The following is a 20222-nucleotide window of genomic DNA, read 5'->3' on the forward strand; positions in this document are numbered from 1 at the left end:
CATGCGCCATGGTATTGCCCCGTGGCGTTTCACGGCGGCGGCGATGATGCGCAGGCCCGGCCCGGTCGAAGTCGGCCCGCCAGTGCAGCCGCCGCTACGCGGCGGAAGCACTGCCGCGCTCCGCGCGGCAAGTCGGCGGCTCCGCCGCCGACTGCAGCCAACTCCGTTGCCTGTAGTTCGAATTGCTCCGCAATCCGAACCGACGGAATTCTCTCCGCGAATTCCTGAAGGCGGGCTAAAGGCGGGGTTGGCTGAGTCTTCGGCTTCCCATTGCTCAACTGAAAGTCTGTCATACCTTAAGAGAATAAACCCTTCTGATGCCCCGTCTCTTCAAATCAACAAACCCAATATCTCACACCAGAATTGGGCTGCTCAAGAGCGGAAGAGTGGCTCACTGGGCCTTCTCTCCGCGAATTCCTAAGATAGCTACTGGTCCTTGCTCACCGGTCTGGTCTCCCTCCTGCCCGCCACAGCCCTGAACTGCAGCGGGCAGGAGGCACGTCAAGGTCGCCCGAAACCAGGTGCAATCAGCAGCCCAGCTCCCAACACCTCGACCCAGAAATAGAACCACGCCGGATAGAACGCCGACGGACGCTCCGCTACACGGGCCACCAGCCGCCCCAGAGCCATACCCGCGAGCGCCACTGCGGCCGCCAGCACGACCCCCCGTTGCACATCACCGGAGGGATGGAGAGCAGCCCAGCCGAGCAGACTTCCGAACGCGACACCGAAACCACCGTAGACAGCGCGGACCTCGCCACGCGCCTCCGGGGCAGCCAGCTCAATACGGAAAGGACGGAGGAGCGCAGCAGGCGCAACGAGACCGAAAAAACCCATGCCAAGAAAGAAGAAGGCAACGACAGCTATCCAAAGAGAAGACATACCAAGAAGGCTGCCGCCAAAACAACAGCACCTTCAATTACCCCCGAGGTAAAGGACACCCGGGCGCAGCGCCGCCACCCAGCCAAGATGCCACCCGAGTGCACAAGACACACTGCCCCGCCCCGCGAGAGGGCTGAGAGCAACGATTCCATGTGGATCGGGCACGGCATGCCCGATCCACCCATCCAACAGCGAACTCCGACCACCCAACCAGGAGCTAGAGCAGAATGAAATCCTGTGTAACCTGCCGTCAGGAGGCAGGTATCTCTGGCCAAGCCGCAGCAGCCGTACTCCTAAGGGCTCCCAGGACCAAAGGCTGCTGGGCCCAACCGCGGGGACCGTTTCTCGTCGAAGTGACATGCTGGAGACCGCACCGGCGACAGGGAGTCGAGCTCATGCAGTGGACCGTCCATGGCGAACGACAGATCTACAGCAACCCGTGGGTCAACCTATGGCTCGCTGACGTCCAGCAGCCCGACGGTCACCGCTGGGAGCATCACGTCGTCCGCATGCGGCACCTCGCAGTGGCGGCCGTCGTAGACGACCAGAAAAGGGTGTTGATGATGTGGCGCCACCGGTTCATCACGGACACCTGGGCCTGGGAACTGCCCATGGGGCTGATCGAGGCAGACGAAACACCAGCACAAGCAGCTGCCCGCGAGGTCGAGGAAGAGACCGGCTGGCGCGTTGAGGCCGTCAAACCACTGCTGTACGCACAGCCCGCCAACGGCATCACCGACTCGGAGCACCATGTCTTCCGTGCCAGCCGCGCTACCTACGTCGGACCGCCCACCGAGAAGAACGAGGCCGACCGCATCGAGTGGATCCCGCTCTCCGACATCCGCGGCATGATCGACCGCCAGGAGATCGTCAGCAGCGGCAGCCTCGTCGGCCTGCTCTACCTCCTCCTCGACGAAGCAACTCAAGGTTGACCCAGGGTCTCCCTCATCCGCTGCTCGAACGCGATCACGGGCGCCTCAGCGGCGTACGGCGCAAGATGGCGTTGAAATTCGTGGACATGCCCGGCGACGCGTGGGGAGTCAATGACGGAGGCCAGGTCCAGGGCAAGCTGAGCGCTGTGACAGGCGGCGTCGAGCTTGCCCTGCTGGAGCTGAGTACTGGCCAGCCAGAAGGCGTGAAAGGCACGCCCACGCTGCTGGGAGGCCCTTTCCCGGCGAAGGCCCTCGGCGATTAGGGGCTCGGCCCTGCCGGATTCGCCGAGGCGGGCCAGCGCGATCCCGGTGTCCACGAGGAGCTTGGTCTCGTCGAAGTAGCGCACCCAGGGCGGAGCTTCGGCTTCGCGGCCGCGCGCGAGCTCGTACGCGTCCCGGGAACGGTCGATGGCCTGATGGCAGGAAGAAGCGTCGCCCAGGGTGGCGTGAGCAAAAGCTTCGCGCATGTGCAGCATGGACAGCACCAAGGACTGACCGCCAGCGGCGCGCGTGGCGTCCTGCGCCTTGCAGGCGAGAGCGACAGCGTTGGTGGCATCGCCGTCATACGTGGCCTGCAGGCTCATGCAGGACAGCACGTTGGCCATGAACAGGGCATCTCCCTGGCCGTGCGCGAGGTGCATGGCTTGTGTGAAGTAGGTGCGGGCGGTGCTGTACTGGCGAGCATCGAAGTACGCCCAGCCCGCGAGGCGGGCCAACTCTGCCGCCAGCGACTGCAGATCGTGCCGCAGAGCAGCGTCGGTCGTGCGCATGAGCTGGGTGACATAGCGCAGGTGCCCGACCACTGCGGGCCGTAAGGGCGCGCCTCCGTGCTGATCGTCGCGCCGCCAGTAGTCCTCCACGGAAGAGCGCAGGGCCATCAAGGTGGAGTGCGTTACCTGTCCATCGGCCAGGGCCATGAGGTCATCGAACCCTTCTTCGCCGCGAGTGCTCTTCCCCGCGCTCTCCGGCACAGGGGCGACAGCCTGGGTTTGCTGCGGTTCACGCGGTGGGGACGGGATCTCCCAGGGGCGATGGGCGAGACCGAGCATCGCTCCTGGGATGCGGAGCCCGTCGGCTACCCGCTCGATCACGTCGATGTGGGCCAGGCTGCGCTGACCGCTCATGATCTCGCCGACACGACTGGGCGTCATCCCGCACAGTGCCGCGATCCGCGAGGGGTAGATGCCTGCCTTCACCTTGACCAGACGAAAGATGCGGCCGAAGTCCCGGCAGCGGCACGCCTCCCGCCACTCGGGCAGGGACAACAACTCGGAGGGCAGCGGCCGGGGTGTCGGTAGTGCGGGCACGGGTCCCTCTTCCTCGCTCCGCAGAGGCGGGTGGCATGGGGGCAACCGCCAAGGATGTTACCCACGTTGGGTAATCAGCATGACCTGATCGCGTAACCCCCGTCTGCGGTGAGCTGATGGCCCGCACAGACCCCACCAGGAGACGCGATGCCTCCCACGACCACGTCCGGCCAACAGACTGCCCACTCATGGAAGATGCAGTTCACTTCCACACCCAAAAACGTCGCTCTCGTCCGCAAACACGTCGCCAAGGCACTCATCGGCTGGGGCTACCACTCCGACGACATCGACACCGCAGTGCTGATCTGCAGCGAACTGGCCGCCAACGCCGTGCAACACGGGCACCGACGCGGACACCTCTTCGCCGTCCGTATCACCGCAGACGGCTCCCACTGCCTCATCGAGGTCTGCGACCCCAGCCCACGTATCCCCCACTGGGGCGAGGCCAGTGCCGACGACGAACACGGCCGCGGCCTCCAACTCGTCGCCACACTCGCCGAAGAGACCGGACACCACCCCCGCCGCCACCTCGGCAAAACCGTCTGGGCACGCCTCCAGCTCACCACCCCCAAGACAGAAGGGCGCAGTGGCGACTGAGCTGATTGACACGCTCGTGGCGTACGACGCGTGACGCCTTCACCAGCGGTGGTCACACGGCCGGGTCGTCGCCGATCTGGAGTTCGTTCATCCACTCCTGGGCCGCTGCGAGGTTGGGAGCGGTGCCAACCACCTCGTACGCGAAGTCGTCCCACTCCTCCAGGACGCGCGGCTCGTCCGGCCGGAGGTGGCCGGCGCCGCCGTGCACTGGACGGTGGCGCCGGTACTGGTCCATCGGAGGGCGGCGTCGCTTGTTGTACGCGGCGAGCGGATCTTCGGCATCGACACGTGGGACGGCGCGGGACAGCTGGTTTGGTGGTCCGGGTCGGCGGTGCTTGCCCATGCGCCCGATGCTCTCAGGCCGCGATCGTCGTGGGCCGCGAAGCGGCAAGTTCCTTCGCTCGGGTCCGCCCGTCGTTGACCACAGAGGTCTCGTACGGGCGGGCCGCGTCCAGCAGCGTGTTGAGTCGGGACGCGACGAGCGTGGAGTCGACGCGGGCGACTTCGTCGAGCGCCTGCTCGGCTACGGCGGCGCGGATGCTCATCAGCAGCCTCCGTCGACGCTGCAGGCGGCGTCCTGGGCGGTGTCCTGGGCGGTGTCCTGCTGGGCGTGCGCGTCGAGGATCGCCTTGCGCAGCTGGGCTGCGCGTGGGACGCCTTCGATGCGGATGTCGTCAACGAGGACGGTGGGAACGGCCTGGATCCGGTGGGCCGCGGCCTCGCGCAGGGCTTCCTGGTGTTTGTCGTGATACGTGCCGTTTTCGAGGGCGGTGCGGAACTCGGCTTCGTCCAGGCCTACTTCCCCGGCCAGTGCGGTGAGGACGTCGAGCTGTCCGAGGTCCTGGTCCTCCTGGAAGAAGGCACGGAACATCCGGCGCGTGTACGCGGTGCCCTTGCCGTGCTCGGCTGCGTACTGGGAGCCCTCGAAGGCCAGGCGGGTGTAGGGCTGGGGCGAGACGGTGGGCAGGGTGATGTCGATGCCCAGGCGGCGGGCCATCGGGTAGACGGCGCGCTCCCAGATGGCGGGTAGGTACTCGTCCTCCGGGCGCAGGGTGGGCTGGGGGTGGGGGCGCAGCTCGAAGGGCATCCACTCGATCTCGACGTCGATGCCGAGGTCGGTGGTCGCCTCTTCGAGGGGGCCTTCGGCCAGCATGCAGAAGGGGCAGACGTAGTCGGACCAGACCTTGATCTTTACCGGGTCACTCACAGCATCCTGCCTTTCTGGCGGGTCAAGAACTCCTGGAACGGCGCCTCGTGCCCGTCGAGCGGCGCGTGCGTCACCTTGAGCGGCCAGGTGGTGGGGTCGGTGGAGAAGATGGAGTACGAGCTGCTGTAGTCGAAGCCGTAGGCACCGGCGGTCTTCCGGTCGGCCGCGAACACGATGTGCTTGACGTTGAAGTAGAGGGCGGCCATGTAGCACAGGGCGCAGGGCTCGCCCGAGGCGATCAGGGTGGAGCCGACGGTTCCGAACCGGCCGGCCTTGCGTGCCGCGGCGCGCAAGGCGACGACTTCGGCGTGGGCGGTGGGGTCGTTGTCCTCATGGACCCGGTTGAAGCCGGTACCCAGAACGCGGCCGTCGCGGACGACGATCCCGGAGAAAGGGATGCCCCCGTTGGCGACGTGGTCGCGGCTGATCCTGACCGCTTCTTCTATGTGGTCGGTGAGGTGGTCGAGACCGTCGATCTTCATGAGCATTCCGTCCTTGGGAGGTCAGAAGGCACGAAACCTTCAATACAATTGCTTGTACGTGCAACAACAGCTTGCTCCAGAGGGATTCCGGGCGGAGGAGAGGGACGGCCAGGAGCTTGCATGAGCATGTATTCTGATGTCAAACCTCAGCCCCGAAGGACGCGCTCATGGCAACTTCACACCTCACGCCCTCGCGCACCTCCGACCAGGCGATCTGGAACCGCGTGCTGGCACTCCACGCACAGGTCGAGCGCGAGCTCGCCCAGGCCCTGCAGCGCCGCCACGGGATCGGTCTGTCGGAGTTCCGCTCCCTGGAGCATCTCGATCGCTCCTCCACGAGCGAACTGCGGATGCAGGATCTCGCCGATAAGGTCGGCCTCGGCCAGTCCTCCGTAACTCGCCTGGTGGGACGGCTCGAATCCGCCGGGTTCGCCTATAAGGACCTCTGCCCGTCGGACAAGCGCGGCGTCTACGCGGTCATCACGGACGAAGGACGGCAGCGCTTTCAGGCCGCACGCGCCACCTACGCGGAAGTCCTCTCCTCCGCGCTGAACGCCTTCTCCACGGACCCTGACCTCGGCCCCGCCGTCCAGGCCCTGCGCGGAGCCCACGGCTGATCCCCCGGCCGAGGCTGAGCCGACTAGCTGAAATCCGTCGTCAGCGTCATACGGTTTGGGCGTCCCGGGGCCCGCCGACGGTCTCACGGGCGTCCTGCGGACCGTTGACGGGCTCCCGGGCGCTCCGCTGACTGTCGCTGAGCTTGAGCCAGACCACTCCGGCGATGATGACCGCCAACCACAGGGCCTTGGCAGGAGTGAGTGTCTCGTCGAAGAAGACGGGACCGAGCAGTGCTGCGCCGACCGCGCCGATTCCTGCCCAGACGGCGTAGCCGATCCCCACGTCGATCGTGCGCAGTGCAGCGCTGAGTGCGTACAGCGTCAGAAGGAAGAACACGACAGCGACCAGCGACCACGACAGGAGGGAGAAGCCTTGGCTGCCGCCAACGGCGAGCGCGTAGCCGACCTCGAACACTCCGGCGAGCAGGAGCATGAGCCAGGAGTGAGCTGAGCTGCGGTTGGCGTTGGACATGTGCGTGAGTCCTTTCGGTAGAAACAGGTCAGGTGGCGGCGGGATGCTCAGGCGGCACCACTGAGCTGGAGGCCGACGACCCCGGCGATGACGACGGCGATACCGAGTCCCTTGCGCCAGTCCAGGCGCTGGCCGAAGAGCAGAGCTCCGAGAACGGTGATGCCGACACCAGCAACGGACGTCCAGAGGGCGTAGCCGACGCCGACGTCGAAGGTCAGCAGTGCCTTGCTGAGGAAGAAGGTCGCGATGGCACCGCTGAGCAGCGTGCTGGCAGTCCACTTGCGGTTTGTGAAGCCTTCGGCCTTGCCGGCCGCGATGGCGACGGTGATCTCGAAGATGACGGCGATAGCGAGGTAGAGCCAGTGCACGAGGAGTCCTTCCGTTCTATGACAGTCAGGGTTTGCGGGGCTTGGTGCGGCGCAGTTCGGATGAGGGGCGGTCTTTGGGCGCCATAGGTGGCCTGGCGGGCGGCTCGGTGGACGTACTCGGTGAGCGCCGCTTCAGACGGTTGCATGAGGCGACCTCACCACTAATCCTTGCTTGTATCTGCAACTATATCTCTACCGTCCCCGCTCACAGAGGGCGAAGCCGAGCAAGAGCTTGCATGGACATGTATCTAGTTGTCAAATGTGGCTGACACTCGCCGTCGTGCCGGGGCCAATGGAAGGGCTGCGCCCGATCAACCGCGAGCGTCAAAGCCTCGGTACACGCCCTGCACGACTCATGTCCTGTGCGACAGAAGGGCGTTGCAGATCGAGGACGCCGAAGGCCCTCGGGGGCAGGAACACCGCGCACGCACTGCCACGGACACGCCGCCAACTCGCATCCGCTCGCTTGCGTTCTTGGTTCGTTCTTCGTTCTGGTATCAGTTCTGAATCTGCCTCGAATCCGTCTCAGGACGCGGACGTCGGCCGTGTGATGCTGCCGCCACCACGGCGGGGGATTTCATGTGGCGGGAGATTTCGGCCAGTTCTCCTGGGCCGCCTGTGCTGATGACGGCTGCCAGGGCCGCGGCCGCCGGGGTGGTGTCGTGGGGCGTGGGGAGGTCGGCCTGTTTCGCGTGGTGGGCTGCCGTGAGCATGGCTGCTGCTCCGATGGCTTGTGCTCGGGGGTGGGGGTGGCCTTGTCGGGCTGCCGAGCGGGCCGCCTCGTCCCGGATCTCCGCGTCCAGGTACGGAGTGAGCGTCAGCAGGCAGTCGTGGATTTCTGTTTCGCGTTGGGTGAGGCGTAGGGCGGGGCCGGACCACCAGGGGAGTTTGGGGGAAGCGCCTTGTTCTCGGCGGGTGTTGAGGTGCTTGACCAGGGTGTTCAGGCGGCAATACGTCAGCCAGGCGGCCCCGTAGTCCTGGAGGCGGGGGCCCGCTACCGGAAGGAGGAAGCCGGTGGTGACGACCAGGGCGCCGAGGGCCGCCAGTGGGGGTGCCACGGAGGTGTCGAGGACGACCCAGTCGACTCCTGCCCAGGCGGCGGCGACCGCGGTGAGTTTGCTGATGCCGAAGCCCAGGCTCAGTACGAAGCCGATGATGAGGGTGATCAGACCCGCGCGCAGCCATTGGCGTACTTCGCGGCACCAGCGCCAGCACATCGCGATCGTCACGGTGGCGGTGCAGGTGTGCGCCAGGAGGTACGTGAGGACCATTTCTCGGATGTACGGGGTCTGCGCGTAGTACGTGTCCAGGTCCCGCAGGCGTTCCACGGGGGCCTCGCCTGCCGCGAACAGTGCGGGTACGGCGATGATGACCAGGCCGTATGCGATGAGCCAGCGGCGGGTGATGCGGCGTACGTGGGCACGGGGGCCGCCGCGCCAGTAGATGATCAGGAGCAGGCAGGACGCGGAGAAGCCGATGATGATGTCGTAGACCAGCGGGCCGGAGAAGTTGGGGATGCCCGTGACCCGGTTGACCGTGCTGATGGTGGACGGGGCGCCGAAGAGAAAGCCGAGGCCGCCGGTGATGATGATCAGGCCGACGGCGCGCACCATGGGGTTGTGCCAGTGGTGGCGTAGGGCGGGCAGTTTGACCGCTAGTGCGGTGGCGAGTGCGATCGCTGCCAAGTAGTAGGCCGCGTTGTCCATGGCCAGCCAGCCCGGTCAGTCTTGGGTCGGGTTCGGGCTTGGGTTCGGGTTCGCGTTCGGGTTCGGCTTCGAGCTTGGGTTTGTGTACGTGTGTCGGCCCAGGGTTGTTTCTATTCTGCGGCCTATGTCCGTTGAGGCTGATCTGTCCGCCGGGGTCAGGAACTTCTTCAGTGCCGCGGCCAGTTGGAGGCCGAAGGTCTCTGCCTCCTCTTCTTCGCGTCGGTCGAAGTCCGTGCGGGCCGCCATGCCGCGCGGGGCGAGGTGGGCGGCGTCGGCCTTGAGCGTGGAGTGGGTGCCGCGGTGGCCGTTGACCACGTGCCAGACCTCGTGGCCGAAGATCACGAGCCAGTGCGAGGGGCGGTATGTCCGCTCCTCGAGGCAGATCAGGTCGCGGTCCTCCAGGTCGAGCCAGAGGCCGCTGGCGGTGTCCGGTGGGAAGGGCACGAAGCGGTACTCCACGGGGCGGCCGCGGTGTCTGCTGAGGGTGGTGCACATGGCGGCCATGATCTGCTTGGGGTCGGCCGGCCGGTTCGGTTCGAGGTCCGATACCAGGTCGGCGCAGAGTTTGCGCATGGCGGCCTTGTTGCTCACTTCTCTCCCCGGTGGCTGAGGGTTGCTCACTGTAACGCCGGGTCCGTGGCCGGTCCCACCGTCCGGCGCCTGCTCGGAGGGAAGTTGGCGGATTCCTGTCCCAGGGGTCCAGAGGTGCAGGGGTCCCAGGTGGGCGGGGTGCGGCGGCGGCAGGTATGGGCGTGGTGCCGGGGGTGAGGGGTCGGTGTTAGTCTCCGGCTCGTTTCTCGTGGAAGGCGTTGGCCCAGGATGAGCCGCTCCCTGTCCTTACCGGTTTCGCCCCGCCGAGCCGTTGTCATCGGTGGTGGTTTGGCCGGGATGCTCGCGGCCGGTGTGCTCGCCGAGTTCGCCGAGCGTGTCACCGTGGTCGACCGTGATGTGCTGCCCGAGGGGCCGTACGCCCGTAGGGGGCTGCCGCAGGCGCGGCATGTGCACACCTTGTACTCGGGTGGGGTCCGGGCCTTTGAGGAGTTGCTTCCCGGTATCACGGATGGCTGGATCGCCGCTGGTGCGCGGCGGGTTCCGTTGCCGACGGGCCTGGTCGCGTTGACGGCTCAGGGCTGGCTGCGGCGCTGGCCCGAGACGCAGCATCTGGTGGCGTGCAGCCGGGACTTATTGGATTGGGTGGTACGGCGGCGGGTGCGCGGCCACCCCGCTGTGACCGTGCTTCAGCGGCATGCGGTCGTGGGGCTCGAGGGCGATGCGCGGCGGGTGACCGGGGTGCGGGTCGAGGGGCCGTCCGGTGCCGCCGCCACCGAGCCCGCTGATCTGGTGGTGGACGCGAGTGGGCGCGGGTCGCGGGCCGTGGAGTGGCTGCGGGGCGTGGGGGTGACGGGGGTCCGTGAGGCCACTGTCGATTCGGGGCTTGTGTATGCCAGCCGTCTGTACCGTGCGCCGGACGGGGCCGGTGACTTTCCGATCGTCAATGTGCAGTCGGTTCCGGCCGAGCGGGTGCCTGGGCGGACCGCCACCCTCGTTCCCGTGGAGGGCGGACGGTGGCTGGTGACGCTTTCCGGTACGCGGGGTGGGGAGCCGAGTCGTTCGCCCGAGGAATTCGGGGCGTTCGCTTGTGGCGTGCGGCATCCGATCGTCGGGGAGTTGATCGCTCGTACGACTCCGGTGTCGGGGGAGGTCACGCTGTCGCGCAGTACGGTCAATCGGCGCCGGTTCTTCGAGAAGGCGGGGCTGTGGCCCGAGGGGTTCGTCGCGGTGGGCGATGCTGTGGCGACGTACAACCCGCTGTATGGGCAGGGGATGTCGGTGGCGGCTCAGGGGCTTGTGGCGTTACGGGATGCGTTGCGGGGTGGGTTGCGGGGTGGGTTGCGGGGTGGGGGGTTCGCCGAGGCGGGGTTCGCGCGGCGGGTGCAGCGGTCGATCGGCCGTATCGCTGATGTCGCGTGGACGTTGGCCACGTCGCAGGACATTCTCTATCCGGGGGCCACGGGGCAACAGCCGCCGCCCGGAATGCAGTTGATCAATCGGTACGTGGATCGTCTTGTGCGTACGGCCACGGGGCGGGCGGTCGTGACGCGGGCGTTTCTCGATGTGCTCACGTTGTCGAGGCCGCCCCGTGTGTGGCTGCATCCCGATGTCGCGCTCGGGGTGTGCCGTGGGCCGGGGCGGGTGCCGCTCGAGGGGCCGCCGCTGACTTCGGCCGAGCGGAAGGTGCTGGCTTCGGGAGGTTAGTCGGTCCTGTGGTCGATGGCCTCCCGTAGCTGCTCGGTGGCCGGGGGCTCGGTGTCCTCTGGACCTTCGGTGGCCTCGGGGCCCGCAGCCAACTGGCTTTCTGAAGCTTCGAGTTGGCCTCCAGTGACTCTCGACTCGGCCGCGGCCCGCCCGTGAAGCGCCCGTAGTAGCGTGATCGATTCGTTCGGCGCCGTCGCCGAGGTTCGGGATGGGTGATGGGTGGGGGTGACCTGCCCGCTCATGTGCCCTGCCGCGTCCTGAGAGGGTGGACAGACTTGACTGAATTCGTACGGGACGTCGCGAACATGGGCCGCGAGACCATCGACGTCGTGGGGGCTCGTACCAACAATCTCCGGGATGTGTCCGTGAGCATCCCCAAGGGGTGCGTCGTCGCCTTCACCGGGGTGAGCGGCAGCGGCAAGACCTCGCTGGCCATCGACACCCTGCACAACGAGGCCCAACTCCGGTATCTGGAGGGGCTTTCGCCGTTCGTACGGCAGTACATCACCCAGCGCAACCGGCCGAAGGTCGACCGGGTCCTGGGGCTCGGCGCGACGCTCGCGGTCGACCAGCGCCGACTCAACCGCAACCCGCGCTCCACGGTCGCGACGATCACCGGTATCGACGGGCACCTGGGGCTGCTGTATTCGCGGCTGCCCGGGATCGGCGCGGACTCGGACTCGGGCTCGGACTCGGACGCTGGAGACGGAAGTGAGGGTGCGGGTCCGCTCACGACCTCGCACTTCGACCGGCACTCGCCGGAGGGCGGCTGTTCCGCCTGCCACGGCGTGGGCGGGCGCTGGCAGGCGCAGGAGGACCTGATCATCACCCACCCGGAGCTTCCGCTCTTCGACGGGGCCTCGCCCTGGTACGCGAAGTGGCGGTCGGGCGAGCACGCCTTCGTACCGGCGCTCGCCGAGAAGCGGGGCGTGGACCTCGGTCTGCCGTGGCGGTCGCTGCCCGAGGAGTTCCGTCACTGTGTGCTCCACGGCACGGGTGATGAGAAGATCGAGGCGACCATCGACATGCCGAACAAGAACGAGACGGCGTCGATGACGTACACCTCCACGCAGCCGCTGCGCGGCGCGCTCGCCGAGGTGGAGCGGGTGTTCACGAACGCCCAGACGCCCACGGCCAAGCAGCGCTATCTGCCGTTCATGCGCAAGCAGCCGTGCGCGGCCTGCGGCGGCAGTGGGTACGACCGGGTGGCCCGGTCCATCAGCCTCGGCGGGATGACGTATCCCGAACTGCTCGAGGTGGAGGTACGCGAGGTGCGCGCCTGGGCGGGGCGGGTGTCCGACGAACTGGGCGCCGCGCAGCGCTCGGTGGGCGAGCCGCTGCTTCAGGATCTGTCCCGCAGGCTCGGGGTGCTCGACCGGCTCGGCCTGGCCCACCTTCAGCTGTCCCGGAGCGCGGCGTCGCTGTCCGGCGGCGAGCTGCAACGGACCCGGCTCGCGGCGCAGCTGAGCACCGAGCTGAGCGGCATCATCTTCGTCCTGGACGAGCCCGGGACCGGCCTGCACCCGGCGGACAAGGCCCATCTGCTCGATATCGCCCTGGAGTTGCGGCAGGCGGGCAATACGGTGCTGCTCGTCGAGCACGACCCGGAGCTGATCTCCAAGGCGGATTGGGTGATCGACATGGGTCCGGGCGCGGGCCGCCTCGGCGGTGAGGTCCTGGTGTCCGGACCGCCCTCCGACGCGGCCGCCCACCCGACGTCGCTGACCGGCCGCTATCTGGCGGGGGACGGTCCGCGGCTGCGGCGCCGCCGCCGCCCGGTCGGGGACGGCACCGGCTGGGTGGAGCTGCACGGTCTTCGGGCGCACAACGTGACCGCGGGCCGGGTGCGGTTCCCCGCCGGACGGCTCACCTGCCTGACCGGGGTGAGCGGCAGCGGCAAGAGCAGCCTGCTCGGCGCGCTCGGGGCGGGTGTGGAGGCGGCCCTGAACGGTTCGGCGGTCGACACGGTGCGGAAGGTGACCGGCCTCGACCCGTTCAGCTGGGTCGCCGTCGTCGACCAGGAGCCGCTCGGCCGTACGCCGCGGTCCAATCCGGCGACGTACAGCAAGGCGTTCGACATCGTCCGCAAGCTGTACGCCGAGACCGACGAGGCCCGCAGGCGCGGCGTCAACGCCTCCTGGTTCAGCTTCAATACGGGCGGCGGCGGCCGCTGCCAGACCTGCACCGGGTACGGGCGCAAGCTGGTCGACATGCACTTCCTGCCGGACGTGTGGGTGGTCTGCGACGCGTGCGAGGGCCGCCGCTACAAGCCGGAGGCCCTGGAGATCACGTACGAGGGCCTGAGCATCGACCAGGTCCTCGAACTGACCATCGCCGAGGCCGTGGAGCGGTTCTCCGGGCCGCGGCAGCTCGCGGAGACCCTGGAGGCGTTGAACCGGGTCGGGCTCGGCTATCTGCAACTCGGGCAGAGCGCCACGGAGTTGTCCGGCGGCGAGGCACAGCGGCTGAAGCTGGCGTCCGCGATCCAGCGGGGGGCGGCGAGCCGCAAGGCCGGTCTCGTCGTCCTGGACGAGCCGGTCTCGGGCCTGCACCCGTCGGACATCCAGCGCATGGTGGACGCGCTCGACGTGCTGCTCGACTCGGGCAACACGGTCGTCGTGGCCGAGCACGACATTCCGGTGGCCGCGTCCGCGGACTGGGTGATCGACCTGGGTCCGGGCGCCGGTCCGGCCGGGGGCGCGGTGGTCGCGGAGGGCACGCCGGAGACCATTGCCGCGGCGGACACGCCTACGGCCGGGTTCTTCCGGCGGCATGCGGCGGGGTTGCCGCTGCTTGAGGTGGGGGAGGCGGCGCGCTGCTGAACCGTGAACGTGGCCGCGAGGTCTGCGGTCGCAGGATTCCGGGCCTCGACGAACTGAACTCGTCCACCGTGCGCCGCTTGCACGGTGGACGAGTTCGTTGTGGGGGCCGTCAGGTCGCCAGGAGGCCGATGCCCAGGGTAAGGACGCCGTAGGCGAGGGAGGCGGCGCCTGCCCAGAGGATCCAGATGAACTGGTTGGGCCGGTTGATCTCGCCCTTGCCCATGGAGGAGGCGAAGAAGCCGCCGGACATCAGGATCGCCGCCAGAGGCACGGCGATCCGGGCGGACCAGCCGAGGAAGCCGTCGAGCGACGAGGCGTCGGCGAGGACCTGAACGACCAGGGCGAGGGTGACCAGGACACCGGCGTGGGCGTGGCCGGCGCGCGCGAAGTTCTTCTGGAAGTCGGTGAGCGGGACGGAGCCGCTGACGACGCGGACGAGGAAGGTGCCGCCGAACTCGATGGTGACGATGGTCAGCAGTACGACGCCCGCGATGATGCGGCTCGCGTCGCTGAGGGCCAGGGTTTGCAAGGGTCCTCCAGGGTCGGGGGCAGGGGCTTCAGGCCGTGTCGGAGTCCTCTTCGGGGCCGGAGTTCGCTCCGGGTTCTTCTTCGGACTCCAGCCGTTCCGCAGCCCATTGGGCCCAGTCGGCGATGGCGGTGGAGATGCGGACGCCCAGTTCGGCGGCGTACGAACCGAAGAGGTGGGGTTCGGAGGCGGTGAGCATGTCGCGCAACTCGCCGAGCTGCTCGGCGCGCTGGCGGTAGTACGTCTCCTCCGTGCGGGCCAGACCGGCCGCGGCCCCGGGGCCGAGGGTGGGCATCAGGAAGGCGCGCAGGGCGGTCTCGTTGCGCACCGTGCGGCCTGGCTCCACATCGGTGAGCCAGTGGCGTAGCTCTTCGTGGCCCGCGTCGGTGATCGCGTAGCGCTTGCGGCCGCGGGGGCCCTCGTCTTCGACGGTGATGAGTCCGGCGTCGGCCATGCGGGCCAGCTCCGGGTACACCTGACTGTGCTTGGCGGACCAGACATGGCTCAACGTGTCGGCGAAATCCCTGGTCAGGTCGTAGCCGCTGGACGGTCCCTTGGCGGTGAGCAGCCCGAGCAGGGCCATACGCAGGGACATGGGCGCTCCGGTTCTTCCTCGACTTCACATGAAGCTTTGACAGGCATGAGTAGACACTGTCAGCTTCAACATGTCAAGCTTTACATGTCGACTCTGAGGGGTGGCCCGGAACGCTCGCCCCGCCCGGGCCGATCGGTTCCCCGATGCATCCAGCCGCAGGCCGCTCCCTTTGCGCGCGGCCGGGATGCTCTCCGGACCGCCGGACGAGCTGGCGGAGTGGCTGATCCACGAGTCCCGTGCGGGGCGTCCCAAGGCCCAGATGGAGCTGTTCGCGGCCGCCGAACTCACCACTTCTGTACGGCCGTTGGACCTGCCGCGCATGCAGGAGGACCGGGCCGTCACCGCCGAGCACGTGCTGCTCGGGGTCGTCGGCGTGACCGAGAAGTCGGGTACGGCGAGCCCGGGGGGGATCGCGGTGCCCGTCCTCGCCGTAGTCGCGCGGGTGGCCCTCGTCCTGGTCGAAATGCGGGCCCGCGTATCGATGTTGAACGTACGCATGTTGAAGTCAGCGCGGTCGAGCCGCCACCCACCGCTCCCTCGGCCGCAGTGTACGGCTCGGTGTCGATCCTGCCTCCGGGGCGCCCCGTACGGGCCCCGGAGCGGCCGCCGTTCGACTGGGTCACGCACTAGGAGGTCACGGCGAAGCTCACACCGGACGCCGTCGCCCAGAAAGCACCTCGCACCTGGACTCAAGGAATTCGGCTTCGAGGCTCCAGTCAGCCGCTTCAGCTTCGGTGAACTCGGCTCCTCCGTCTCGGCGCGGGTCAATCGGGCTCTGGGTTGCCGGGCAATCCGGGCCACCGTCCCGGCAGCGGGTGGTCGGCATCCGGCACGTGAGCGGGCCCCCTATGCCTCTCCCCCATCGCATCCCGCCTCTTCCTCCCCCGTCGCATGCTCTCGCGATTTACCGCGGTAAATCCGGAGCCCTGGCTTCCAGCTCCTGTGGCTGCTCAACCAGCGGTGCCGTTCTTCAACGACGCCAGCGCGCTCTCCTACCTCAACACCAAGATCAGCCTGGGCGCGATCATCGGCATGGCGAAGCGGCACCCCCGCCGTCCAGGAATACATCGGAACGTCCGCGACAACGAGAAGAGACGTGATCATCGCGGGCGAACTGCCGGTCTCGGGCTTCCTGCGGTTCCACTCGGGCATCGACCTGGCCTTCCCGTACATCATCGAGGCCAACATGGTGAAACCGGGGGGCCTGAGCTACCACCAGCTCGCCGCGGGCGAGGACCGCTCCTCCGAGGTCGTCAACACCGTGCTCGCCGCAGTGCGTTCCGCCGGGAAGCTGAAGTGACCGCCCCGCCCGAGCCCGAGAGCGTGACCGGTGTCTGTGCGGCTCTCGACCCGCGGCCGTCGACGAGTGGACGGAGTTCGCGCGGAACGGCACGGCCGAGACGGACCGCAAAGAGTTCACGGAGGCGCCGCACCGCCCGCGCCGGCGCCGTGTGGCGACCGCGTTCATGCGGCCCGATCTGGTGTGAACACGGACGACGGCCCGAAGCTGGTCGAGCTGAACGTCGCCACCTCGCTCGGCGGCCTGGGCACCTGCGCGCCCTACGCTGCAGCGACCCGACGCTCCGCGTACGCCCTGCTCCTGCGGGAGTGCGGCCTGTATATGGACTCCCCCGACACTTCACGGGTGTGGCTGGACGTCTTCGGGAGTCTGGTCGAATGGCACGGCGAAGGGCCACTGCATATCTTCGAGGAGTGCGCGGCCGGGCTGCTCTCCCCACAGGAATGCGAGCCGGTCGCCTGGCACGTCCCGGAGACCTTCCGGCTGCGCCCCAAGCGGCGCGTGCCATCGGCGGGCGTGGAGTTGCCGGGCGTGGAGTTGCCGTGCGTGGAATCCTCCGCCCGCGAGGTCGTACTCGCCCCGCTGGTATTCGGCGGCTCGCTTCGCCGGGACGTTCCTCCGGCAGGCGCTGCCCAGGACGAAGCTAGCGATCAACGCGACCAGTGGCTCGGAGGCGGCCGGGATGTTCTGTCTCCGGGACTGACCGCGCGGCCGTCCCGGCGGCCTGCCGCGCGGCGGGCCGCCGGATCCGGATCAGTCAATGCCGCGGACGACATGGGGCTCGGACTCGTCGTCGTCCGTGCCCGCAAGGCGTAGGGGCGGGGCGGTGGTCGCGACGTCGTGGTGGGGTGTGGGTGGCTCCTCTTTGTTCTCGTACACCGGGTACTCCCCTCGTCCGAGGTCCCGCTGCGGCGGGACCTGTGCTGATCCGGCCACTGTCCCGAGGGGCGGTCAAGAGTCGCTGGAGGACCGGTGAGTAGGGGGTGCTCGTTTTACCGCGGTAAAACGCGACGGGGTGCAGCGAGCTGACGGACGGGCAGCACGGGCGGCGACGGCGGGCCTTCGGACGGGGGTGCCGGACTCGCCGTTTTTACCGCGGTAAAAACGGAACCTCTGCGACCGGTTCACCGAGGGAGTAGAGAGCCGAAGCCCCCGGAACCCGCCCCAGACCGCGCCGTTTTACCGCGGTAAAACGAGACGCCCTCGAGAGTCGTCGAGTACCTCTGGTCCCATCCGGACAAAACGCCCGCCACCCGGTCGGTGAAGCCGTAGGCGTCTGCGATGATGCTCCCGCCCGAAGTACCGGAAACCACGGGAAGCAAACGGAGCATCACATGCCAGCTTCTGTCTATGTCGTGTCCATCGACCCACAGGCCTCCACGGTCTGGTGGGCGAACCGGATCACCGACCTGCCGTTCGACTTCTCCCAGGAGCACGAGACTCCGGAGAACCTCGCCATTCTCAAGGACACCGGCGCCAAGGTCCATGTCGTCGCCAATCAGAAGGGCGGCGTGGGCAAGACGACCACGACCCTCAACCTCGGCGCCATCGTCTCCGACACGCTGAGGGGCAAGGACAAGGGACTCCAACACGTCTTCATCGACACCCCGGGCAGCCTTCAGGACGAGAACCTGCTTCTGGAAGCCCTCAAGTACGCCCATGACGTGATCGTCCCCATGCCGCCGGAAGGGCTCGCCTTCGACCCCACCGCTCGCACCATCCAGAAGGTCATCGAGCCTTCGGGGTTGCCCTTCCAGGTCATCGTCAACAACTGGGACCCGCGCGACGGGACCGCCGACCTCGAGGACACAAAGGCATATATCGACGCACAGGGCTGGCCGCGCGCCGACGCCGTGATCCGCCGCTACAAGGTCCACACCCGGGCCTCCGTGGAGGGCAAGGTCGTCACGCAGTACCCCAAGAACCGCGTCGCCATGGAGGCGCGCGAGGACTTCTTCCGCCTGGCTCTCGAACTCGGTTACGGAGGTCGCGCCTGATGGGTCGACGGACCAGTCTCGCTTCCCTTGCCGGGGCCAAGGTCGACGACGTTCCCGGCAGGAGCGATCCGCTGCTGCTCTCGCTGCCCCTGGAGAAGCTGATCCCGACACGGTTCAACCCCCGCCGGAACTTCGGCTCCGAGGAGCAGCTGCGGGAGTTCGGCCTGAAGCTCAAGCAGAAGCAGCTCCAGCCCGCCGTGGTCGTCTCCCGCTCCGGATATCTCAAGCTGTGGCCGGAGGAGTCCGAGCGGATCGGCGATGTGCCGTACGTCATCGCCAACGGGGAGCGGCGCTTCCGTGCCTCGCTCCTGGTCGGCCGGACCACCCTCGACGTGGTGCACCACGAGGAGGTGGCCAACTCCCGCGCCGTGTTCCTGGACGCGGTGCTCTCCGAGAACAACGACCGCGAGGACCTGGACCCGATCGAGCGGGCCCTGGGCATCGAGACGATGGTGGTCGAGCTCGGCGGGGCCGACAAGGTCGCCAAGCACTACGGGAAGTCCTCGGCGTGGGTCAGCAATCAGCGCAAGCTGCTGCGGCTCACGCCGGAGCTTCAGGAACTGGTGAGCACGGGGGAGCTGTCCATCCGGGTGGGCCGGGAGATCGCCGGTCTTCCGCCGGTGGAACAGGAGCGCGCCTGGCAGTTGGAGCTCGACCGCCGCGCCGCGGTCCTGGCCGCTCCGCGCACCCGGCGCTCGAGGGAGGAGCCCGCGGAGGTCCCGCAGCAGCAGACCCGGCAGCCCGAGCCGGCACCCGCACCCGCACCCGCGGTAGCCACCCCGGACACCCCTGCCGCGCCCGCCGCCTCCGCCGCTCAAACCGCCCCGGAGCCCGCCCAAACGCCCGCTCCCCCGGCTCCCTCCGAGCCGGTACGTCCGGCCGCTGAGGCCGCCCCACAGAGCGCGCAGGACGACGCCTCTCCGTCCGGCCGGTCGGCCGCCGGAACCGAGCAGGGGAGCACCCCGCAAAGCCCGGCGCCCGCGGCACCCGCACCCACCGCCGTACGCCGCGAGCACGCACACGCGGGGGAGCGGCCCGAACCCCTCCCGGACATCGCCACGGTCAGCGCCATCCCGTGGCGCAGCCCCGAGACGGTGTTCCAGACGATCCGGCACTGGATGACCCCGGAAGACCTGCACTCGCTCTACAAGTTGATGCGGGAACACATCCAGGACGCCTGACGCCCGTTGGCGCAAACGGCACCCCGCACGGCCCCGGTCTCCTTATGGAGGCCGGGGCCGTTTTCGCAGGTCAGCAGCGGTACGAGAAGGGCTGCGGGGAGGACGAGCACGAGAGGTCGTGCGGGGTGCCGCAGCACCCCGGAGCGCGCTTGTCACCAGTCTGGTGACACCTGAGGCATCCTGGGGGACATGCCAGCCGGACGCCCCCATCCCCTCGGCCCTGTCTCCGTACCGGAAGTCGTCGCCGCCCTGTACCAGTTGCACGACCGCGCCGACGACCCGTACAAGGACCGTTTCCCGGCGCCGGAGGACATCGTCGGGGTGCTCACGTACACCGCCCGTCATGTCTCGGCGCTGCGGGATCCCGAGGCCCGGGCGGAGAGCACCCGGCTCCGGCTGCTGCTCGTGCGTCAACTCCGGCAGGCCCTTGACTCTCACGAGTTGAAAGCGATCCGGGATGGACGAGAAGTCAAGGTCGGAAAGCGTCAAGTACTCAGTTGGGCGACCCTGGCGCCGATGATGGGCGTCGACAGCCGGAACGGCGCGCTCCTGCGGGCCCAGCGGCTCGAGGCGGCGGCCGAACTGGAGCCGGGGGAGCGGCGTACGCCCGAGGCGCTGCGTCAGAGGCGTCGTGAGGCCCAGCGGGTCGCGGAGCGGCACGAGGAGCTCGTACGGGCTCTCATGCGGCTTCTGAGGGCCCGTACGGCCCTTCTGACGGATCCGGACATCGACGAGGACCTGGACGATATCGCGGGCCTGCTCGGCGTACGGAAGCCCACGGCCCGGCAGCGGGCGTCTCTGGCGGCTCGAACACGCCTGGTCCTGCGGGAGGTCGAGGCCCTGGCAGCGGAGCGCGGGCGCCCGGAGGCAGGGACCCCGGAGGCGGAGCGCCTGCTGCGCCGGGTCCGGGACCTGACGGCGAACTGAGCCTGCGGGTGGGCGGGGAGGGTCCGGGCCGGGGAGCGACCGAAGCTA

At 68.3% G+C, this 20222-nt stretch carries 22 protein-coding genes; 10 read left to right on the forward strand and 12 right to left on the reverse strand.

The annotated features are described in order from the left end of the window. Positions 1-501: 501 nt before the first annotated feature. Complete coding sequence (locus ACWD10_RS36840) at positions 502-882, reverse strand: DUF4345 family protein (RefSeq protein ID WP_451098076.1); 381 nt, start codon at positions 880-882, stop codon at positions 502-504. Positions 883-1277: 395 nt separating this feature from the next. Here ACWD10_RS36840 and ACWD10_RS36845 point away from each other — a divergent pair, with 395 nt between their 5' ends. After that, complete coding sequence (locus tag ACWD10_RS36845; protein WP_451098077.1) at positions 1278-1814, forward strand: NUDIX hydrolase; 537 nt, start codon at positions 1278-1280, stop codon at positions 1812-1814. Here the strand turns inward: ACWD10_RS36845 and ACWD10_RS36850 are convergent. Further along, on the reverse strand, positions 1805-3121 hold the full coding sequence (locus ACWD10_RS36850) for a helix-turn-helix domain-containing protein (RefSeq protein ID WP_451098078.1): 1317 nt from the start codon (positions 3119-3121) through the stop codon (positions 1805-1807). The two genes, ACWD10_RS36845 and ACWD10_RS36850, sit on opposite strands and share 10 nt — an antisense overlap. Positions 3122-3316: 195 nt before the next feature. Here ACWD10_RS36850 and ACWD10_RS36855 point away from each other — a divergent pair, with 195 nt between their 5' ends. Beyond that, positions 3317-3718: an ATP-binding protein gene (locus ACWD10_RS36855; protein WP_451098079.1), complete on the forward strand. Its 402-nt coding sequence runs from the start codon at positions 3317-3319 to the stop codon at positions 3716-3718. 52 nt (positions 3719-3770) lie between these two features. Here the strand turns inward: ACWD10_RS36855 and ACWD10_RS36860 are convergent, their stop codons facing one another. Genes ACWD10_RS36860 through ACWD10_RS36875 form a run of 4 tightly spaced genes read right to left on the reverse strand, consistent with a single transcriptional unit; the run spans position 3771 to position 5407 of the window. Next, complete coding sequence (locus ACWD10_RS36860; protein ID WP_451098080.1) at positions 3771-4061, reverse strand: DUF6087 family protein; 291 nt, start codon at positions 4059-4061, stop codon at positions 3771-3773. Between the two features lie 13 nt (positions 4062-4074). Continuing rightward, positions 4075-4263 carry a hypothetical protein gene (locus ACWD10_RS36865; RefSeq protein WP_451098081.1) on the reverse strand — a complete coding sequence of 63 codons (189 nt, stop codon included), beginning with the start codon at positions 4261-4263 and terminating at the stop codon, positions 4075-4077. Beyond that, on the reverse strand, positions 4263-4925 hold the full coding sequence (locus ACWD10_RS36870) for a DsbA family oxidoreductase (RefSeq protein ID WP_451098082.1): 663 nt from the start codon (positions 4923-4925) through the stop codon (positions 4263-4265). Before ACWD10_RS36870 ends, ACWD10_RS36865 begins: the two co-directional genes overlap by 1 nt. Further along, positions 4922-5407 (reverse strand): nucleoside deaminase, encoded by a 486-nt coding sequence (locus ACWD10_RS36875; RefSeq protein ID WP_451098083.1) that lies wholly within the window; start codon positions 5405-5407, stop codon positions 4922-4924. The genes ACWD10_RS36870 and ACWD10_RS36875 overlap by 4 nt, the downstream gene beginning before the upstream one ends. A gap of 167 nt (positions 5408-5574) precedes the next feature. Between ACWD10_RS36875 and ACWD10_RS36880 the strand changes: the two genes are divergently transcribed. Then, entirely contained in the window at positions 5575-6024 is a 450-nt protein-coding gene (locus ACWD10_RS36880; RefSeq protein ID WP_451098084.1) for a MarR family winged helix-turn-helix transcriptional regulator, read from the forward strand. Between the two features lie 46 nt (positions 6025-6070). Here the strand turns inward: ACWD10_RS36880 and ACWD10_RS36885 are convergent, their stop codons facing one another. From ACWD10_RS36885 to ACWD10_RS36900, 4 genes are all read right to left on the reverse strand, one after another. Next, positions 6071-6496 (reverse strand): DMT family transporter, encoded by a 426-nt coding sequence (locus ACWD10_RS36885; RefSeq protein ID WP_451098085.1) that lies wholly within the window; start codon positions 6494-6496, stop codon positions 6071-6073. A 47-nt stretch (positions 6497-6543) separates the two neighbouring features. Further along, positions 6544-6864, reverse strand: coding sequence for a DMT family transporter (locus ACWD10_RS36890; RefSeq protein WP_451098086.1), 321 nt, complete (start codon positions 6862-6864; stop codon positions 6544-6546). Between the two features lie 497 nt (positions 6865-7361). Further along, positions 7362-8570, reverse strand: a complete 1209-nt coding sequence (locus tag ACWD10_RS36895) for an MAB_1171c family putative transporter (RefSeq protein WP_451098087.1) — start codon at positions 8568-8570, stop codon at positions 7362-7364. 15 nt (positions 8571-8585) lie between these two features. Beyond that, on the reverse strand, positions 8586-9161 hold the full coding sequence (locus ACWD10_RS36900) for a toxin-antitoxin system, toxin component (protein WP_451098088.1): 576 nt from the start codon (positions 9159-9161) through the stop codon (positions 8586-8588). A 228-nt stretch (positions 9162-9389) separates the two neighbouring features. Between ACWD10_RS36900 and ACWD10_RS36905 the strand changes: the two genes are divergently transcribed. Both ACWD10_RS36905 and ACWD10_RS36910 read left to right on the forward strand, forming a co-directional pair. Continuing rightward, positions 9390-10826 carry an FAD-dependent oxidoreductase gene (locus ACWD10_RS36905; protein WP_451098089.1) on the forward strand — a complete coding sequence of 479 codons (1437 nt, stop codon included), beginning with the start codon at positions 9390-9392 and terminating at the stop codon, positions 10824-10826. A gap of 275 nt (positions 10827-11101) precedes the next feature. Next, positions 11102-13648 carry an excinuclease ABC subunit UvrA gene (locus tag ACWD10_RS36910; RefSeq protein ID WP_451098090.1) on the forward strand — a complete coding sequence of 849 codons (2547 nt, stop codon included), beginning with the start codon at positions 11102-11104 and terminating at the stop codon, positions 13646-13648. A gap of 109 nt (positions 13649-13757) precedes the next feature. Here the strand turns inward: ACWD10_RS36910 and ACWD10_RS36915 are convergent, their stop codons facing one another. Together ACWD10_RS36915 and ACWD10_RS36920 are read right to left on the reverse strand one after the other, a co-directional pair. After that, positions 13758-14177 carry a hypothetical protein gene (locus tag ACWD10_RS36915; RefSeq protein ID WP_451098091.1) on the reverse strand — a complete coding sequence of 140 codons (420 nt, stop codon included), beginning with the start codon at positions 14175-14177 and terminating at the stop codon, positions 13758-13760. 28 nt (positions 14178-14205) lie between these two features. Further along, on the reverse strand, positions 14206-14769 hold the full coding sequence (locus ACWD10_RS36920) for a PadR family transcriptional regulator (protein ID WP_451098092.1): 564 nt from the start codon (positions 14767-14769) through the stop codon (positions 14206-14208). 1096 nt (positions 14770-15865) lie between these two features. Between ACWD10_RS36920 and ACWD10_RS36925 the strand changes: the two genes are divergently transcribed. The 5 genes from ACWD10_RS36925 to ACWD10_RS36945 all read left to right on the forward strand — a co-directional run bounded on the left by ACWD10_RS36925 (position 15866) and on the right by ACWD10_RS36945 (position 20174). Next, positions 15866-16069 carry a hypothetical protein gene (locus ACWD10_RS36925; RefSeq protein WP_451098093.1) on the forward strand — a complete coding sequence of 68 codons (204 nt, stop codon included), beginning with the start codon at positions 15866-15868 and terminating at the stop codon, positions 16067-16069. Between the two features lie 183 nt (positions 16070-16252). Further along, positions 16253-16885, forward strand: coding sequence for a hypothetical protein (locus tag ACWD10_RS36930; RefSeq protein ID WP_451098094.1), 633 nt, complete (start codon positions 16253-16255; stop codon positions 16883-16885). Positions 16886-17403: 518 nt separating this feature from the next. Beyond that, complete coding sequence (locus ACWD10_RS36935) at positions 17404-18066, forward strand: ParA family protein (RefSeq protein ID WP_451098095.1); 663 nt, start codon at positions 17404-17406, stop codon at positions 18064-18066. Next, the gene (locus ACWD10_RS36940; RefSeq protein WP_451098096.1) at positions 18066-19247 is read left to right on the forward strand and encodes a ParB/RepB/Spo0J family partition protein; all 1182 of its coding nucleotides are present in this window, start codon (positions 18066-18068) and stop codon (positions 19245-19247) included. The genes ACWD10_RS36935 and ACWD10_RS36940 overlap by 1 nt, the downstream gene beginning before the upstream one ends. Before the next feature lie 189 nt (positions 19248-19436). Beyond that, the gene (locus ACWD10_RS36945) at positions 19437-20174 is read left to right on the forward strand and encodes a hypothetical protein (RefSeq protein ID WP_451098097.1); all 738 of its coding nucleotides are present in this window, start codon (positions 19437-19439) and stop codon (positions 20172-20174) included. Positions 20175-20222: the final 48 nt, after the last annotated feature.

It is taken from the genome of Streptomyces sp. NPDC002851, from assembly GCF_053591935.1.